The sequence below is a fragment of the Nocardia sp. NPDC019395 genome, assembly GCF_040632335.1.
Lineage (GTDB): Bacteria > Actinomycetota > Actinomycetes > Mycobacteriales > Mycobacteriaceae > Nocardia.
Genome location: NZ_JBEYBT010000001.1, coordinates 1180079 through 1197905 on the forward strand (window position 1 = coordinate 1180079; position 17827 = coordinate 1197905).

Below are 17827 nucleotides of genomic sequence, written 5' to 3' on the forward strand. Positions count from 1 at the left end.
GCCCTGTACCGCAGACCGCGGTGCGGGGCGGTCGCAATCCATCCGGGTGTCGCCGGTCATATCCTTGACCCATTCCAGATAACGGACGAGACTTTTCTGTGTGCATACGGCCATGGAATTCCAGCAGCTGCTGCGGGGAGTTTCACTGCGCGTGACCGCTCCGCGGGTCGCGGTGCTGAGCGCGGTGCACGACAACCCGCACGCCGATACGGATACGATCATCCGCGTCGTACGGTCCCGCCTGTCGGCGGTGTCCCATCAGGCGGTGTACGACTCGTTGCGTACGCTCACCGCCGCCGGCCTGATCCGATGTATCCAGCCCTCCGGTTCGGTGGCTCGTTACGAGACGCGCGTCGGCGACAACCACCATCACGTCGTCTGCCGGGCGTGTGGGTCCATCGCCGACGTCGATTGCGCCGTCGGCGAATCTCCGTGCCTGACCGCTTCGCACGACCACGGCTTCACGATCGACGAGGCCGAGGTCATCTACTGGGGCCTGTGCCCCGCCTGCGCCACAGCACAGCGTTATTGATCGCAGCCCGCACCATTCGTCAGGAAGGAATATCGTGACCTCCGATAGCCGTCCACCTGAGACCGGGACTTCGAGCACCAGCGAAAGCGAGAACCCGGCGATCCCGTCTCCGACCGCGCAGACCGATCGCCGGCCCCACACCAACAAGGATTGGTGGCCGGACCAGGTCGATGTCTCGGTCCTGCACGCCCACTCCTCCAAGGCCAACCCGCTGGGTGAGGATTTCGACTACGCGAAAGAATTCGCGAAACTCGACGTCGACGAGCTGAAAGCCGATGTCGCGGCGGTTCTCACCGATTCGCAGGACTGGTGGCCCGCCGACTACGGAAACTACGGTGGCCTGTTCATCCGGATGAGCTGGCACGCCGCGGGTACCTACCGGATCGCCGACGGCCGCGGCGGCGGTGGTCAGGGAGCCCAGCGTTACGCGCCGTTGAACAGTTGGCCGGACAACGCCAGCCTGGACAAGGCCCGCCGGCTGCTGTGGCCGGTCAAACAGAAGCACGGCAACAAGATCTCCTGGGCCGATCTGCTGGTGTTCGCCGGTAACGTCGCCCTCGACGAGATGGGGTTCCGGACATTCGGCTTCGGCTTCGGCCGCCCCGATATCTGGGAGCCCGAGGAGATCTACTGGGGTCCCGAGGACACCTGGCTCGGCGACGAGCGCTACAGCGGTGACCGGGAACTGGCGAACCCGCTCGCCAACGTCCAGATGGGCCTGATCTACGTGAACCCGGAGGGCCCCAACGGCCGGCCCGATCCGGTGGACGCCGCGCGCGATATCCGCGAGACCTTCGCCCGGATGGCCATGAACGATATCGAGACCGCCGCGCTGATCGTCGGCGGGCACAGTTTCGGCAAAACGCACGGTGCCGGCAATCCGGACTTGATCGGCCCCGAACCCGAAGCGGCCCCGATCGAACAGCAGGGGCTGGGCTGGAAGAGTTCCCACGGGACCGGCGTGGGCAAGGACGCCATCACCGGCGGCCCGGAAGTCGTCTGGACCGCCACCCCCACCCAGTGGAGCAACGGTTTCCTGCAGAATCTGTACGGCTACGAATGGGAGCTCACCAAGAGCCCGGCTGGAGCCTGGCAGTGGAAAGCGGCCGACGGGGCGGGGGAGGGCACGATCCCGGATCCCTTCGACGGCCCGGCGCGGGCCCCCAGCATGCTGACCACCGATCTGGCCCTGCGGGAAGATCCGGTCTACCGCGAGATCACCAGCCGCTGGCTGGATCACCCCGAGGAACTCGCCGAAGCGTTCGCCAAAGCCTGGTACAAGCTGCTGCACCGCGATCTGGGGCCGGTCAGCCGCTATCTCGGACCCTGGGTCCCCGAACCGCAGCTGTGGCAAGATCCGGTACCCGCGGTCGATCACCCGTTGATCGACGATGCGGATATCGCGGCCCTGAAGAGCAAGGTCCTGGAATCCGGGCTGTCGATACCGCAACTGGTCAAAACGGCCTGGGCGTCGGCGGCGAGCTTCCGCAGTACCGATAAACGCGGCGGTGCCAACGGCGCCCGGATCCGGCTCGAGCCCCAGAAGAGCTGGGAGGTCAACGAACCGGCCGAGCTCGCGGCAGTGCTACCGGCGCTCGAACAGATCCAGCAGGACTTCAACGGTTCGGCTTCCGGCGGTAAGAAGGTTTCGCTGTCCGACGTGATCGTGCTGGCCGGGGCGGCGGCGGTCGAGAAGGCGGCGAAGGACGCCGGTCACGACATCACGGTGCCGTTCACGCCCGGACGGACCGACGCGACGCAGGAAACCACCGATGTGGAATCGTTCGCGGTACTCGAACCGCGGGCGGACGGATTCCGCAACTATGTGCGGGCCGGGGAGAAAGCCCCGCTCGAGCGCCTTCTGGTGGACCGGGCCTACATGCTCGATCTGACGGCTCCGGAACTGACGGTACTGCTCGGCGGTCTGCGCGTTCTGGGCGCCAATTACGGCGGCACCGCACACGGCGTATTCACCGACCGGCCGGGGGTGCTGACCAACGATTTCTTCGTCAACCTCCTCGACCAGCGCACCGAGTGGAAGGCGTCGGAATCGGCGGAGAACGTCTACGAGGGGGTCGACCGGCGCACCGGAAAGCCCATCTGGACGGCCACCGCCAATGATCTGATCTTCGGGTCGCATTCGGTACTGCGCGCGGTGGCCGAGGTGTACGCACAGCAGGACGCCGGGACGAAGTTCGTCCAGGACTTCGTCGCCGCGTGGGTCAAGGTGGCCGATAACGATCGGTTCGATCTCGGCTGATCCCGGCCGATCCGGGACACGGGACCGGCGCCTGCGGAGTGGGGCGCCGGTCCCGCCATATCCTCTACTGGGATCAGGTGGGCAGCAGCCGGCGAACTCCGCCGCACCGAGCTGGGCGAGGTGAGAGGCACCCGATATGGCCGTACATTCCGAAATGCCGATCGTCGTGGGCATCGATGGTTCCTCGACGTCACGGGATGCCCTGCGCTGGGCTGCCCGCCGCGCCGCCCTGCATCGCTGCCCGCTGGAACTCGTCCACGCGATCGGTGCCCCGGTCACCTTCGGGCCCGAGGTCAGCGTTGTCGGCCTGGACAACCAGGGGCTGCGCGCAGACGGTGAGGCATTACTCGCAGCCGCCGAGCAAACTGCCAGGGAGTCTGCGGCCGATCTCGATATTGTCACCACCGTCGCGGATCTGGGGCCCGCTACCGTGCTGATCGACCGTTCGCCGGACGCGCGGATGATCGTGGTGGGAACCCGTGGGCTCGGCACCGTCGGCCGTCTTCTGCTCGGCTCGGTGAGTACCTCGCTGGCCCGCCACGCACGCTGTCCCGTGGCGGTGATCCCCGACGCCGCGGATCCGGCGCGCGATCTTTCGCGGCTGCCCGTGGTGGTCGGCGTCGACGGGTCGCCCCGCGGGCAGGAAGCTGTCGATATCGCCTTCGAGGAAGCAGCCCGCGGCGGTGTCGGCGTGCTCGCGGTAACCACCTGGTCGGAGTTCTTCCGCTACACCTCCCGCGAGGACATGCAGGAACAGGCACGCGTGGTCCAGGCGGAGAGCCTCGCCGGGCGGTGCGAACGCTATCCCGAGGTGCCGGTCACCCATTCGGTGGCCGAGGATCGGCCCGCGAGCCGGCTGCTGGCGGAGGCGGAGAACGCTCAGCTCATCGTGGTCGGCAGCCATGGACGAGGCGGGTTCGCGGGAATGACGCTCGGCTCGGTCGGACAGGCGGTGCTGCACGGTACCCGGATTCCGCTCATCATCGCCCGCGCCCGCGACTGACGCTCGTTCACCGGGCCAGGGGTGCGTCCGGCGAGCCTCCGGTCAGCCACTGTCGAACCCTGCCGAATCCCGACTTCTTGCGCTGTGGCCGGTGGTCCGGATCGAACCAGCGGGGCAGCGGTTCTCGTGCGGCGAGCCATGCCTGCGGCACCCCGGCGATCGAATCGGGGCCGCTGCCGGTGTGCGCGGCGACGATCCCGCCGACGATGGCGCTGGTGGTGTCGATATCGCCGTCGGCGGTGATGCACGTGGTGATCGCGGCCGGATAGTCGGTGAGATGCGTTGCCGCGGCCCATATCGTGAACGGCACCGTGTTCTGCGCGGTCACCCGGGAGCCATTACCCAGTTCCGCCGCGGCCTGCTCGACGGAGACGCCGAGCAGGGTGCGGGCGTGCCGGATCAGCCGGCCCGTTTCACCGTCGTCGAGGCGGTCGGCGACGGCGGTGATGAAATCCCATGGTGTAGGCCGTGTTCCGGTGCGGCGGGCCTGTGCGGCCTCCCCGGCCGCGAGTGCCACCGCGACGGCACCGCTGATCCCTTCCGGATGCATATGGGTGACCTCGGCCGACCGGACCGCTTCCACGGCAATACGTTCCGGGTCGCCGGAGAAGTAGGCGCCCAGCGGCGCCACCCGCATGGCGGCGCCGTTACCGCAGGAACCCTGGTGGTCGTAGGCGGCTCCGGACGCCTCCCGCCAGTGCACACCCTCCTGGATCCGGCGCAGCGTGCCGACCGAGATGAACCCGTAGTCACGACGCGGATCGAACCGCCGGGCGAAGGCGGGTGCCAGCCGGCCGGGGTCGATCGTGCCGTGGCCGAGGAGTTCGGCGACCACGCTGCAGGCCATTTCGGTATCGTCGGTCCATCCCCACGGTCCCGGTGTGAGATTCCCGGCCCGGAGATCCGGAATCGAGCGGCGCATCACGGGGAATTCCGCCCCGAGCGCATCCCCCACAGAAAGCCCGTCGAGTGAATCGAGCATCAGGTCGATATGCATCGTTCCCGAGCATAGCCGTGCCGATACCGTTGGAGATGAGGTCCGGCGTGGCCCGGGCTTTCAGGGGATCGGTGCGGAGATGTACCGGATGGCCGGTTTTCCGGGGCGGACAACGAGTTCGGTGCCCGGATCCCCGTCACGGAGCAACCCTTCGACGGCGGCGGCCACCTCGTCCGCATCCAGCATCGGGATTCCCGCGGCGCGGAATCGCTCCCGCCCGCCCGCGGTGAGCGGCGTGTCCACCAGGCCGGGGCATACCGCGCTCAGGCGGATACCTTCCTGTGCGAGCCGGCCGTGCAGCGCGCGTACCAGCCCGATGACCGCATGTTTGGTCATTGTGTAGATCGGGTCCTGCGGCACACCCGCGATTCCCGCATGCGACGCGGTGATCACAATGGAACCGCTGCCCTGCCGCCGCATGACCGGGAGAGCGGCGCGCAGACCCCAGACGACTGCGTGCTGGTTGACGCCGACGACGGCATGGTAGCGGTCGAGGTCGAGTTCCGCGGGGTCCTTGTCCACAGAGTTGATCCCGGCGTTGAGGACGAGCAGATCGAGCCGCTCTCCGGCCGTGGCGATCGCGACCCGGGACAGGGCCGGATCTGCCAGATCCCCGACGACCGCATCGCCGCCCAGTTCCGCCGCGACCTGCTCGACCAGCGGATTGCGGTCGACCAGGACGCAGCGCACACCCCGCGCGGACAGTCGGCGGGCCGTATGCTCGCCGATCCCGCCCGCGGCTCCTGTGATCACTGCGGTTTCCGTCATCGTCTGCTCCTCGCCCAGCGCGCCTGTTCCCTGATGAGAATAAGCTTCGCGAAACGAAGAATGCAATTCTGACGCCATGATCCGCTACCGGGCCGTGACACCCTAGCGGCGCAATTCTCGAGGAATCCGGGTGACCCCGCCGTGCGGAAGGACGGCCGGCGCACTCGGGAGCGGGGTACGAGGATCATCCGCCGGATGTACTCAGATCGTGCACGGTGCGTTGCCGGCAGCAGTGCCGGGAATCAGGCCCGGCCGGGTCTCGGGTACCGGATCCCAGCGTCCGCCGGTGCCCGCGTAATCCCATCGCGGCCCCCGGTCGACCAGGACGGCGACGGCTTCGAGCAGCCGGTCGATATCGGCGTGCGTCGTTCCCAGGCCGATACTCGCGCGCAGCGCGGCATCGACGCCGAGACGGGCGAGTAGTGGATGGGCGCAGAACCTGCCGTCGCGCACGCCGATTCCGTATTCGGCGGAGAGATACGCTGCCACCCGGCCGGCTTCGAATCCGTCCACGGTGAACGCGACGATGCCGACACTGTCGGCGCTGTCGGTCCACACCCGCAGGCACCGGACACCCGGGATATCGGCCAGACCATCGCGGAGCCGGTGCGTGAGCGCCCGCTCGTATTCTTCGGCGCGGTCACCGAGTTCGGTGAGAACTTCACACGCGGTGGCAAGGGCCGCCGCGCCGAGCACATTCGGTGACCCCGCCTCATGACGCTGCGGTGCCGCCGCCCACACCGTGTTCGTGACCGTGACGTCGGTAACCGCGCCACCGCCGGATAGATAGGGCTCCGCCGTATCGAGCCAGTCCCGGCGCCCGGCCAGTACCCCGGCGCCGAACGGTGCGTACAGCTTGTGCCCGGACAACACCAGGTAATCGATACCGGTGGCGCAGAGGTCGATCCGCCGGTGCGGAGCCAGCTGTGCCGCATCCACCAGAATCCGTGCGCCGCACTGGTGCGCCAGGGAGGCGAGGCGGTCCAGCGGCAGCACCTCACCGGTCACATTGGATGCCCCCGTCACGGCCAGCAGCGCGGCCGGTTTCGCACACAATTCGGCCGTCAGCCGGCGCAGTGTTTCTTCGACGGTATCGGCCGCGTGCACCACGCGGCGACCACGTCGCTGCCAGGGCAGCAGGTTCGCGTGGTGTTCGATATCGAGCACCACCGTATCGCCGGGAACGCATCCGGCCAGCAGATTCACCGCGTCGGTGGTGTTGCGAGTGAACACCACCACCTGATCGTCGGCGCAGTGCAGGAATCGGCCGACCGTCGCGCGCGCCGCCTCGTAGCACTGAGTGGACACCCGTGAGGCGTACCCGGCCCCACGATGGACACTCGCGTAATAGGGCAGCAGTTCGGCAATACGGTCGGTGACCTGTACCAACGCCGGAGCGCTGGCCGCGTAGTCGAAATTGGCGTAGGTCCGGGTCCCGCCCTGTACCAGGGGAACTCGGAGATCGGAGCCGGAGACAAGGGCGAGGGCGCCGGTCCGGTCGAGTACAGCGGTCATCACGCAATCCCATCGATTCAGGGACTCCGGCGGTGATCGAACGAACGGAGTCCGCGCTTGCCGCGCTCGGTCGAGCGTCGGCCAGGTCGTCACCCGGGGCACCCCACCGCGGAGGAGGGTTGCCGGCCAGCAAGCCGGGGCTCGATGCTGGCACTCATGACCTGGCCCGAGATTTTCAGACGCCCGCGGGGTTTGTCAACCCGCATCGGTGCGGCGGCCGTGCGGAAGGGGGACAGCGAACTGTCACTCGGCTCGAGCCCTGATGATGTCCAGAGGTGGATGGTCCGACCCGTTGTCGGAGACGGTGGATGCGTAGCTCATGTGTTGCTGATGAGCGTCACGAATGGGCTTTGTGCAGGGGCCTATGCGGGCCGCGGAGCTATTCTCTGTGGTAACTGGATCTAGGCTGGGAAACTCCAGCGGAATCGAGAGGACTCGTTATGAGCGCGTGGTTCAACGATCTGGCCTGGCACATCTTCACGTTGTCGGCCTGGTGATCGGTTGCCCAGCTGTCCTGCACCTCGGCGTCCCTGCGGGCAGATTGCGAGCAATCATTCGCGTAATTCCGGGTGCACCGGACGGACGGTGCTCTCGGCGGCCTATTGCGCGCGTCGCCGATCGACGAGAACGACAGTACTCGCGTAATACTCGGCTTCGGCCACACCGGGATGGTGGATTCACGGTCGGCGGAAGTAGTTGAGGATCATCCGGATGAGGTTGGTGAGGAAGATATCGCGGGGAATATCGGGCTGGTCGAGGATATAGCGGACGGTCAGATGTTCCACGGTCCGGACGAGCATCCAGGCGGCCGTCGGGATATCCGTGTCCTCGTGGGGCCGGTATCCGCGCAGGGTGAGCGCGGCGCGGGTGAGGTCCGCGATCTGGTCTTCGAAGTTGACGACCGTATGCCCGACACTGAGCCGGGGAGTCTGTTCGACCACCGCGCGCAGGAGTTCGGGCTGATTTCCCAGCGCGTCCAGTAGCGCGGAGATCGACTGCTGCAGCGCGACTTCCGGCGGCTCCGTCATATATTTCAGCACCTGCGCGCGGACCCTCTCGGATACCTCGCCGTTGTAACGGTCGATGGCGGCACCGATCACGGCATCCTTATTGGGAAAGTACTGGTAGAGCGAACCGGGACTGATTCCGGCGGCCGCCGCTATGCGGTTGGTCGAGGCGCCCTCGTACCCGTATGAGATCAGCACGGACTGACCGGCGTCGATGATGCGCTGGACCATTTGCCGCGAGCGTTGCTGGCGCGGTGTCCGGCGGAGGTTGGCGCGAGGTGCGGGAGGCATATCAGAATGCGAATTGAACGCGAGTAATTATTCGTGTCAGCATTCGCCCATGCTGCCACAGGAGCCGAAAACGAACCCTCCGGACCGGGGCACCGAATCCTTCGATGAAGGGAATCGGCACCGTTTCGACTACTATTTCCGCCCCGGTATGCCCCTGCGGCCCCCGCCGCCCCGGGTGGCGCCGTCCGGGTTGTGGTTCGAAACCCGCAAGCGGATGCTCTCACCCTGGATCGATGTCCGGCGGGTTCCGCTGGACACCCCGCAGGCTCGGCTGATGGCCGACCACCTCTGGCAGGGCGACGAACTGATGGACGGTGTGGTCGCCGCGTTCGCGCGGGTGGGTACCGCGGCGGGACGGAGCATGCTCGATCAGGCCCTCGCGCACGGCATCGATACGGTGGACCAGCCACCAGTGGAGCTGATCGCGCTCTTCGATCACCTCGACAATCCGCCGGACTGGCTGGACCCGCAGCGGTGGGAGCGTGGCCGGCGGCTGTGGCTGAACGCCTCGATGTCCGGGAAGACGGCGATGTTGATCCAGGATTTCATGGGCACCTTCGTCGGCGCGGAGGTCGCCTCCGCGACCGGCGCCACGGGACGCTATGTCCACGATCCCTACCTGCGGAATCTGGAGACCGCGAACTGGTTCCGGAGTATGACGGTGGCCGGGGCGCTGGAGCGGTGGTCGCCGACCTTCCAGGACACGGTGCGAGTCCGCCTCATGCACGCACAGGTGCGATCTGGGCTGAAAAAGGCGTGGGGGCCGGAGCATTTCGCGCGGCACGGCAACCCGATCTCCAATGCCACCATGATGGGCGCGGCGGTGACCTTCGGGCTGACGCCGCTGTGCTTCGACCATGTGCACGGCCGGCGTATCGATGACGACCGGCTGGACGATGTCATGCACTACTGGGCCGGTATCGCGCATGTTTTCGGAGTGACCGGTGAATTGATCCCCGCCACAGCACTCGACGGCATGAAAATGGTCGACTACATGGTCGCCAACGCGGGGACCGCACCCGAGTGGACGGCAAAGATGGCCGGCGCCGCGACCTCCGGATTCGCCGGGGAAGGGCCGGTCGCGCGGGCCAAGGTCGCCGCGACAGCGCCCGTCGCGGGGATGATGGCCTATTACAGCAGCAACGTTCTCGTCCGGGAACTGCTGGCGGCCACCCCACTGCGCACGGTGCCGTTGCAGCCCTGGAAATCGGCCACTGCGCTGGTATCGACCGCCGAGGTCCGGGCACGTGCGCTGGGCGACCGGCTACCGGGTGCGCGGGCCCGGCTGGAACGGAAAGCCCGCCGGGACGATCCGATGTGGCGGTGGCAGTCGCGTATCGCGAAAGCGGCGGCCGCGCGCGCCGGAATCCGCGATACGCCCTACAACCATCACGACGGTTCCGCGGGCGGACAGCTGTCCCGTCGCCTGCGGTGAGAGGTAAGCGCAACCGACGGCGCCCCGAACCGGCGAAGGTTCTGATCGTCGAGTTGCGCCGGTCCGGTATCGAACTCGTCGTCCCACCGGCGCTGACGGTGCTCGAAGCCCTGGAGCGCCGCGGCATCGGGGTACCGTCGATGTGTCGTGCGGGACTGTGCGGGGCCTGCGAACACCGGCCGCTCGCGGTCGAACGAGCGCCGGGAGGTCGCGACCACCGGCCCGATCAGGTACCCACGCCGATACGACTGTGTGTGACCACGGTGGGGTCGGTCACCCGTCTCGTCCTCGACCTGTAAAAGCATCCCTTGGTGCCGTGTTCCGGACGTATCGGAGCAGCGACGCGTAATTGCTGTACCGGCGTGTGTCTGTGATTGGAGAAAATCACCAATCTGTCACCGGTGTGTTCTTGCGGCAGTACCGCTGAGTTACGTTGGGGCGCGGTACCCGTCGCCGTTTTTCAGCCCCGACAGGAGCGGTAGTGAGCACCGAAGATTCGAACCAGCCGGCCATCGCCGTCATCGGCAGCGGGTTCAGCGGAATAGGTTTGGCGATACGTCTCGTCCAAGCGGGATTCACCAATCTGACCGTCTATGAACGGGCCGAAAGTATCGGCGGAGTGTGGCGTGACAATATCTATCCGGGTGCGGCCTGCGATGCGCCGTCACGTCTCTACTCGTATTCTTTCGCGCCGAATCCCGACTGGTCGCGGCGTTTCGCGCCGCAGCCGGAAATTCTGGATTATCTGCGACGCTGCGCCGCCGAGTACGGAATAGGCCAGTATGTCCGTACATCGACGGAGGTCGTCGCGGCGGAATTCGATGAGAATCGGTATCGCTGGGAGCTCGAGCTGGCTTCCGGCGCGACCGTGCATGCCGACGTGGTGGTGTCGGCGTGCGGGCAATTGAGCCGCCCCGCGTACCCCCGGCTACCCGGTCTCGAGGAATTCGGTGGTACCGCATTCCATTCTGCCTGCTGGGATCACGACTACGACCCCACGGGTCGCGATATCGCGGTGATCGGCAACGGCGCCAGCGCCATCCAATTTGTTCCGCATCTGGTGGAAAAGGCCCGCAGCGTCACCGTTTTCCAGCGGCAACCGCACTGGATCAGCCCGAAACCGGACGGTGAGTACTCCGCGCTGCGGCGCCGGTTGAACAGGTGGCTGCCGATACTGCATAAACTGCCGCGGCTGGGCATTTTCCTCTGGTTCGAAGGTGTGCTCAATCCGATGCTGGTCTCGCGCTGGGGCCGCCGGGCAATGGCCGCGCCGATCCGCCTGTGGTGCCGCTGGAATCTACGGCGGATCACCGACCCCGATTTGCGCCGCACCCTGCTGCCGGGCTACGAACTCGGCTGTAATCGTATTCTCACGTCGAACGAGTACTACGACGCGTTGAACCGGGAAGGGACCCGGGTCGTGACGAGCCCGATCACCTCGGTTCGGCCCACCGCTGTCGAGACCGAGAACGGCCGGTGTTTCGAGGTGGATACCGTTATCTACGCGACGGGTTTTCGTTCGCACGATTTCGTGGCACCCATGCGTATCACGGGGCTCGCCGGCGGCGAACTCGATACCGTGTGGCACGCCGGGCCACGAGCCTACCTGGGGCTCACGGTGCCGGGTTTCCCGAACTTCTTCTTGATGTACGGCCCCAACACCAATGTCGGATCCGGCTCGATCGTCCATATGCTGGAGAGCCAGATGAACTACATCGTCGGCGCCGTCGGCGAAATCAGCCGGGTGCGCTATCTCGATGTCCGGCCCGAGGCCCTCGAGAGTTTCGATACCGCGACTCAGGAGAGTCTGGCCGATACGGTATGGAATACCGGTGGCTGCCACAGTTGGTACGTGGCCGATACCGCCAGGGGGCCACTGAATACCAACAACTGGCCGGGGTCGATGCTGGGATACCGGCGTAGGACCAAACGATTCGATATCGAGAACTACCGGACGGTTCCTCGCCCGGCTGCTACTACCCGCGATGGAACAGTCTGATACCGATAACCCGGCGCGGAGCGTCTCCGGCCGCGACGACGAGACGTGTAGCCCGGCTGCCGGAGCTCGCGGCGGAAGAGGCTGTAGAGCAACGTGTTCTACGTGCCGTCGATGCGTTGCGGGTTTGGCCACCGCTTCGAGCCGGGCGGTTTCCGCCGTCTCGGCCGGTATGTGATGCCATCGGCGTTCCGTATATGGCACACGGCGCCGGGAGTCCGGCCGGGTTCGGTATGAGCCGCCAACGGCGACGGCCCCTATTGCCGAGCGGTGCGCTCGGCAATAGGGGCCGGAAATGGGCCGGTGCCGGTCGGCCTCGCGAAATCGCGCCGCGCGGCCGGGCCCGGCGAACCCGTGCTCGGCTGTGAGCCGATGCGGCGGTGTCGCTACGGTGCCCGTATCGACCGGATCTACCCGATGGGCTGCTCTTCGATCGGCTGGTCCCCGAGTGGCGGTTCCTCGGTGGGCTGCTCTTCGGTCGGCAGGCCGTCGGCAGGCGGTTCCTCGGTCGGCTGTTGCACGGCAGGCGGTTCCTCGGTGGGCTGTCCCTCGGCCGGTGGTTCGTCGACCGGATGGGTGGCGCACGCGAGGATCTTCACGCCCTTTTCCTCGGCGATCCGGTCGGCGTCCGCCTGGCTGGGCAGCACCGCGACCGAAGCGTCTTCGAACATGCAGGCCACCTGGCCTTCCAGAACTTCCAGGGGAACGGTCAGCGGCCCCTCCGCGGGTGGTGTCGTCCCTCCCTCGGCCGGCGGCGGGGTTTCGCCCTCGGCGGGCGGTGCGGGTTCGGTGCTCGGCGCGACCCCTTCCTCCGTGGAGGGCGCGGGTACGGCCGGGGTTGTTGTTTCCTCGCTTCCGGTGCTCGGCCCGGGTTCGACCGGCGCCTCGGTGGTCGGGGCGGGTACCGGGGTGGTCACTTCCGGTGGCTGCGCCGACGCGATGGGCGCGACCGATCCGGCGGCTGCCACCGCGATCGCGAACGTCGCGAGCCTGCGGGAGGTTATCGGCATCATAAATCCTTGCTGTTGTGTTACCAGAATTTCGAGATCTCGATTACCGATCGGTCTCCGAAGTGTATGCGTGGAATAATTGGAAATGTCGATTCCCGGCCTATTGACATAAAATCTTTCGATACGTCTGGGCCGCTGCACAATCGAAAAAGTTCCGCCCAGCGGAAAAGGAATCCGGTTATCCACTGCGATTCGTTCGGTGGTGGGACCCGTTACGTATCGAATGGAAAATATCGGGACGGATCATTCGAGAATTTCACAATCGGGTTTCTGCCGGCTCCGTGGATCCGGTGAGCAATTCGAGGAATCGTTGCTGCTGCCGGCGCCCGCGGCGGGCAGCTCGGGCGCGCCCGTCGCGGCCGAACCGGGCGTCCGCACTGCGGACGATGTTGACCGGAAACCGGGCCAGCAGGTACCAGGGCGGCATATACGGCCACAAGCCCAGCTGCCGCACCGCGCGGGGGCCGAGAAATGTCGTCGCGATGGACAGATGCTGGGCGCGGGCGAACTGGCCGCGCAGGCCCACCATGTTCGGGTACGACCAGGTGAGTGGATCGCGGGCCATCGGAATCGCGAGTCGCCGGCTCGTCTCGTCGGGATTCATGATCGCGGTGAGGCTGTGGTACAGAATGCGGACCCCGTCGCGGAATCCGTCGGGCAGCCATTGGTCTTCGACCCCGATGAGCCATCCGACGTACCGGGCCAGATGCGCGGCGGCGTCGAGGTCGGCGCGACTCGTGAGCATTCCCATGGCCATCCCACCGACGAACGGTGCCAGCAGTGCACCGACCAGGGTGGCGGCCATATCGGTCTGGTTTATGGGCAGGCCCCAGTCTTCGGTACGCCAGTCGGGCATGCCGAGAAGATGTCTGCGGACCATCGAGTGGATCAGCCGCACCCGCAGGGTCGAACGGTATCCGGGACCGAACCGCGACATCCCCTCCTCGCTGGAGACGTCCATTGCCCATTGCAGGGTTTCGGCGAATCTGGTGGCGGGCCCTTTCTCCAGAGCTCCCGTGCGCAGCAGGGTCTTGTTGAAACCCGAGGCGAGATATCCGCCGAGGAACGAAACATCGCGTGCGAGGTAGAGCCCGTCGGCGCCGCCCATACGATAGACCTGCGCGCCACGCCGGAGTGCGTTCTCGTCGAGCCATTCCGGCGGAGTCTCGACGTGGTCGAAGAAGGTGACCAACGGTCCGGGGGCATTCGGCACCGACGCGATGCCCGAGGTGAGCGCCTGTTCGAAGAGCGGCCGGGTGGCGCCGGTGCCGGTAGCGCACATCCAGGCGGCGAGATCGTCCATGGCGGGGTCGGCGACGAGTAGTGACCGTCCCAGCGCCTGCCATCGTCCGGTATCGGGTTTGCGGATGCCCAGGAGAAGGGCGAACGGCCGGAGGCCGGGTACCCCGCGCGGTGTGGCGGGATGGCGGGTGGGAACGATCTGGGTCATCTGTCCCGTCCTTCGAGCAAGCCTGCTGTGCCGGAACGCCGAGGCGGTGGTACGGCGGGTTGCCATACCCCGAGTGCCCCTCGGTGGAGTCACCTGGAAGGCCTCCCGATGCTGCCGTCGAACTGGTTCACCGACCCTGCGCGGCGTGTGTAACGAACATACGAACGCCGTTGCATGGTGTCAATATGTTTGTAAAGTAACACTGGCCCGGCGGTGATCAGGGCTTATCTGTTATCGCTCATAACCCGCCATCGGAGCCGACAGCCGGGATATGCGGTCCCGGCCGGGAGGCCGTGGGAACGGGCCCTTTGTGGCAGGGCACAAATCACTGGGTGGTCCGCCGAGCGATCGTCCGAACGGTTCGTATCGACTGCGCAACGGTGTACCCGGGGGTGGTGGATTGTATCGCCTCTCGGCATACCGCCGTTGGTAGATTGAAATCATGGTGAGGCAGGGCGACGCGGTCGACGAGAAGATCATGGATGCTGCGCTGGTGCGGTTGCTGCAGGTCGGTATCCGGCGGGCCAGCCTGGACGATATCGCCCGCCGGTCCGGGCTCAACCGGGTGACCATCTATCGACGTTTCGCCGGCAAGGACAATCTCATCGAAGCCGTGATCATGCGTGAAATCGAGCGCATGCTCGCCGAGGTGGGCCGGATATCCGCCGAAGGGACCGATGTCGACGACCAGATCGCGCGGACCGCGCTGTACGTATTACAGCAGGCCCGCTCCCACCCGCTGCTGACCCAGCTCATCGAGGTCTCACCCGAGGAAGCGATGGAGTTCTACACCGTGCGCGGTGAGGAGATGGTGAGTTCGGCGATCGGCTATATCGTGACGATGCTGGAGCAGGGGCAGGCCGCGGGCACGATCGATGAATACGATCCGCAACCGGTGGCCGAAATATTGGCACGTCTGGCGCACTCGCTGCTGCTCACCCCGCTGGGTGGCGTCGATTTCCGGGACGAGGATCAAGCCTCGTCTTTCGTGCGGATGGCGGTGGTGCCCCTGGTCCGGCACGGTGCGGCCGCCGGGGCGCGTTCGGCGCCGGAGTCGCCCGCCGGGAAGCGGTCATATACACGTTGACCGGCCGGTATGCGGACCCTGGCCGGCGGGGGATCAGTGTGCCGGTGGCCGGAGTACGGCCTGTGCGTGGATGAAGAGCCGGCGTTCGAGGCATCGGCCGTCCAGTTCGACAGCGGCCGAACCGGTCCGGTCGACCGATATCACCCGGCCGGATATCTCCACCGGCGCCACGGTGCGGCCCGGTCGTCCACCGAAATGCGTGAATTCGGCTTCGTAACGGGATACCGCGGCGGGATCGCCGAGACAGGACGAGAGGTACCCGGCAGTCAGCGCCAGCCGCATCATGCCGCTGGGTGGGCCGGTCCCGGAACCCGGATTCGGGCGCGCCGCCGGGGTGGAACGCGGATATCCGAGTGCGGCGTAGCTGTCCAACTCGGTCCGGTCCAGGCGAAAAGTCCGCCGCGGCAGCGGAATCCCAGGGGGAGCGGGGTCGCGGTGGACCGATACCTCCGGTACGGCGTGCGGGACCGCGGCCGTTTCCCGCGCGGCGGACAGCCGGGCCGCTGACAGGGCGGCCGCGGCGGTGGGTATACAAACATGCAGGAAGCTGGAGCCGGATTGCACGATTTCGCCATCGTGGCCGGTCAGCACCAGATGCGCTTCGACCATGGCGTATTCGGAGGTCGTTCGTACCGAGCGGATCTGGACATCGGTGGTGACGATATCGCCGGCGACCAGCAGACGCCGGATATCGAGGGTCTGCCGGGTATGCAGCAGCGGACTGTGCCGCACGCCGGGTGCGAGGATCCGGATGGCGTCGTCCTGGGCCCGCAGCATGGCGAGCGTGGCGAAAGTAGGCGGCGCCACCAGCGCGGGATAGCCGTAGTCCCGCGCCGCCGTCTCGTGGCGATGGATCGGATGCTCGTTGTGGGTGAGGTCGGCGAATATCCGGATACGTTCCCGGGTAACGATATACGGGCTGGTTCCGCGAACACGGCACCGGTCGGCGGGCGACGCGGCCGAATTGCGGGCCCGGGGGGCCGTACCGTTGCGCTGGACTGTCCGGGTGGGCCTCGGTAGTCCGTTGACGATCTGCATCATGTCTCCTCGGTGGTCGACGCCGGTGTCGCGTGCCGAGTGCGTGGAACTGGTTTGTGGCACCGTGCGAAGGTAGTGCCGGATTGCGGTGGTGCCGTACTCAGACGGCCTTCTGTGCCAGGACCGCACCGGACCGGGCCCGCATCTGCGCGGCCGGGAGCGGAACCGACGGTCCCGGGTATCCGCCGCCTTCGTAGGCGCCGACCACGATGGCCGCCTGCAATTTCGACAACCCGGATACGGTCGCCGGGTCGTGGCCGGTGATCTGGTGGACCCGCCGGAATCGGTAGTCCACGGTATTCGGGTGGACATGCAACTGCCGGGCCGTGCTCTTACGACTGCCGTGGCACCGGATGTACAGCAGCAGGGCGTCGATCAGATCAGGATGACCGTCCAGTGACGAGGCGATCTTGGCGAGGCTCTCCCGGGCCGGTCCGGGCCGGGTTACCTGGTATTCGAGCGCGATACCGTCGAATCGGTAGATACCGTGCGGGTATCCCAGCCGCCGGACCACATCCAGCATCTCGTGCGCTTCGTCGACGGAGTCCCCGACTCGCTCGCGCGTGCAGTGCAATACGGCGGCGGTGACTTCCGCGCGCATCACGCGGCGAAGCCGGCCGATGATCCGGGCCACGCGGGTCTCGGTATCGCCGTCCACGGGGACGGCGAGCGTACCGCCGTGTTCGGTGACCAGGGACAGCGTGCCGGCTCCGGCTTCGCCGGCGAGGCAGGATTCGATCCGGTCGGTGGATATCCGCCGGGCCGGTGGCGAATCGATCGTGGATCCAGCGGTCGCCGTGAACTCCAGCGCTACTACGGCGACGACCTCCGCGGCGGGTCTCGTACCTCCGGTCTCCGCGGAATGATTCCGTGCCGTGGGGGAGTGGCTCCGGCTATGAGGTGCGGTGCCGTGGTAGGCGGCGGTCGCGGTGGCGAGGATGAACTCGCGGACGCGGCCCAGTCTCCGGCTGTATGCCGCGATATGCCCCGGGGGTAGCCCGGCGGTTCGCAATTCCTCGACGGTTACCGCGATGGCCCCGCGGGCCGCGGCGGTGACAGTGTCGGCCGTTTCCTCCCGCATGACGGCTGCCTCGACGGCTCGGTGGAGATCGGCGACCAGCGCATCGGTCTTCTCGCCGGTTCCCAGGGTCGGTTCGAGCAGGTAGAGCAGCAGGGCGATAACCGGACCGTTGATCGGATGGTTGTCGACTCCGCGGACGGGGGCGGGGTGGTGGCGATCCGGCTGGTGCGCCGGCCGCGTGAGCGGGCCGGGTATTCCCGGCCGCGGCGGCGGGCTGCTGCGCAGGGGGCGCGCGAGTGGTGCATTCACCAGGTGAGGGGTTGCGATAGTCATGATCACATCTGCTCCGGTGTGCTGAGGCCGAACGGCCTGCGAGTAGATCAGCGGTAGCGTTGATGTAACAATGTATCAGAAGTG

The 17827-nt window shown here is 66.7% G+C and carries 15 protein-coding genes and 1 riboswitch; of the genes, 7 read left to right on the forward strand and 8 right to left on the reverse strand.

Annotation, left to right across the window (positions count from 1 at the left end):
* The first annotated feature begins 100 nt into the window (after positions 1–100).
* The 3 genes from ABZ827_RS04830 (at position 101) to ABZ827_RS04840 (ending at position 3795) form a co-directional block, all read left to right on the forward strand.
* Positions 101–532, forward strand: coding sequence for a Fur family transcriptional regulator (locus ABZ827_RS04830; protein ID WP_357232861.1), 432 nt, complete (start codon positions 101–103; stop codon positions 530–532).
* A gap of 34 nt (positions 533–566) precedes the next feature.
* Entirely contained in the window at positions 567–2792 is a 2226-nt protein-coding gene (gene katG / locus ABZ827_RS04835; protein ID WP_357232863.1) for a catalase/peroxidase HPI, read from the forward strand.
* A gap of 136 nt (positions 2793–2928) precedes the next feature.
* The gene (locus tag ABZ827_RS04840; RefSeq protein WP_357232865.1) at positions 2929–3795 is read left to right on the forward strand and encodes a universal stress protein; all 867 of its coding nucleotides are present in this window, start codon (positions 2929–2931) and stop codon (positions 3793–3795) included.
* A 7-nt stretch (positions 3796–3802) separates the two neighbouring features.
* On the opposite strand, the gene ABZ827_RS04845 is transcribed toward ABZ827_RS04840, so the two are convergent.
* The 4 genes from ABZ827_RS04845 to ABZ827_RS04860 form a co-directional block, all read right to left on the reverse strand.
* Complete coding sequence (locus tag ABZ827_RS04845; RefSeq protein WP_357232867.1) at positions 3803–4792, reverse strand: ADP-ribosylglycohydrolase family protein; 990 nt, start codon at positions 4790–4792, stop codon at positions 3803–3805.
* Between the two features lie 60 nt (positions 4793–4852).
* A complete protein-coding gene (locus tag ABZ827_RS04850) occupies positions 4853–5560 on the reverse strand; it encodes an SDR family oxidoreductase (RefSeq protein ID WP_357232869.1) in 708 nt (235 codons plus the stop codon).
* Positions 5561–5761: 201 nt separating this feature from the next.
* On the reverse strand, positions 5762–7075 hold the full coding sequence (locus ABZ827_RS04855) for an aminotransferase class V-fold PLP-dependent enzyme (protein WP_357232871.1): 1314 nt from the start codon (positions 7073–7075) through the stop codon (positions 5762–5764).
* A gap of 48 nt (positions 7076–7123) precedes the next feature.
* Positions 7124–7237: riboswitch (SAM riboswitch) on the reverse strand.
* Between the two features lie 515 nt (positions 7238–7752).
* Entirely contained in the window at positions 7753–8313 is a 561-nt protein-coding gene (locus ABZ827_RS04860) for a TetR/AcrR family transcriptional regulator (protein WP_357232873.1), read from the reverse strand.
* A 109-nt stretch (positions 8314–8422) separates the two neighbouring features.
* Here ABZ827_RS04860 and ABZ827_RS04865 point away from each other — a divergent pair, with 109 nt between their 5' ends.
* The 3 genes from ABZ827_RS04865 (at position 8423) to ABZ827_RS04875 (ending at position 11807) form a co-directional block, all read left to right on the forward strand.
* Positions 8423–9808, forward strand: a complete 1386-nt coding sequence (locus tag ABZ827_RS04865) for an oxygenase MpaB family protein (RefSeq protein ID WP_357232875.1) — start codon at positions 8423–8425, stop codon at positions 9806–9808.
* A complete protein-coding gene (locus ABZ827_RS04870) occupies positions 9805–10107 on the forward strand; it encodes a 2Fe-2S iron-sulfur cluster binding domain-containing protein (RefSeq protein ID WP_357232877.1) in 303 nt (100 codons plus the stop codon). Before ABZ827_RS04865 ends, ABZ827_RS04870 begins: the two co-directional genes overlap by 4 nt.
* Before the next feature lie 182 nt (positions 10108–10289).
* Positions 10290–11807 carry an NAD(P)/FAD-dependent oxidoreductase gene (locus ABZ827_RS04875; protein WP_357232878.1) on the forward strand — a complete coding sequence of 506 codons (1518 nt, stop codon included), beginning with the start codon at positions 10290–10292 and terminating at the stop codon, positions 11805–11807.
* Positions 11808–12214: 407 nt separating this feature from the next.
* On the opposite strand, the gene ABZ827_RS04880 is transcribed toward ABZ827_RS04875, so the two are convergent.
* Complete coding sequence (locus ABZ827_RS04880; RefSeq protein WP_357232880.1) at positions 12215–12814, reverse strand: hypothetical protein; 600 nt, start codon at positions 12812–12814, stop codon at positions 12215–12217.
* 256 nt (positions 12815–13070) lie between these two features.
* The gene (locus ABZ827_RS04885) at positions 13071–14264 is read right to left on the reverse strand and encodes an oxygenase MpaB family protein (RefSeq protein ID WP_357232882.1); all 1194 of its coding nucleotides are present in this window, start codon (positions 14262–14264) and stop codon (positions 13071–13073) included.
* A gap of 442 nt (positions 14265–14706) precedes the next feature.
* Here ABZ827_RS04885 and ABZ827_RS04890 point away from each other — a divergent pair, with 442 nt between their 5' ends.
* Positions 14707–15351 carry a TetR/AcrR family transcriptional regulator gene (locus ABZ827_RS04890; protein ID WP_357232884.1) on the forward strand — a complete coding sequence of 215 codons (645 nt, stop codon included), beginning with the start codon at positions 14707–14709 and terminating at the stop codon, positions 15349–15351.
* A gap of 33 nt (positions 15352–15384) precedes the next feature.
* On the opposite strand, the gene ABZ827_RS04895 is transcribed toward ABZ827_RS04890, so the two are convergent.
* The gene (locus tag ABZ827_RS04895; RefSeq protein ID WP_357232886.1) at positions 15385–16389 is read right to left on the reverse strand and encodes a MaoC family dehydratase N-terminal domain-containing protein; all 1005 of its coding nucleotides are present in this window, start codon (positions 16387–16389) and stop codon (positions 15385–15387) included.
* Between the two features lie 100 nt (positions 16390–16489).
* Positions 16490–17743 carry a helix-turn-helix domain-containing protein gene (locus ABZ827_RS04900; RefSeq protein WP_357232888.1) on the reverse strand — a complete coding sequence of 418 codons (1254 nt, stop codon included), beginning with the start codon at positions 17741–17743 and terminating at the stop codon, positions 16490–16492.
* Positions 17744–17827: the final 84 nt, after the last annotated feature.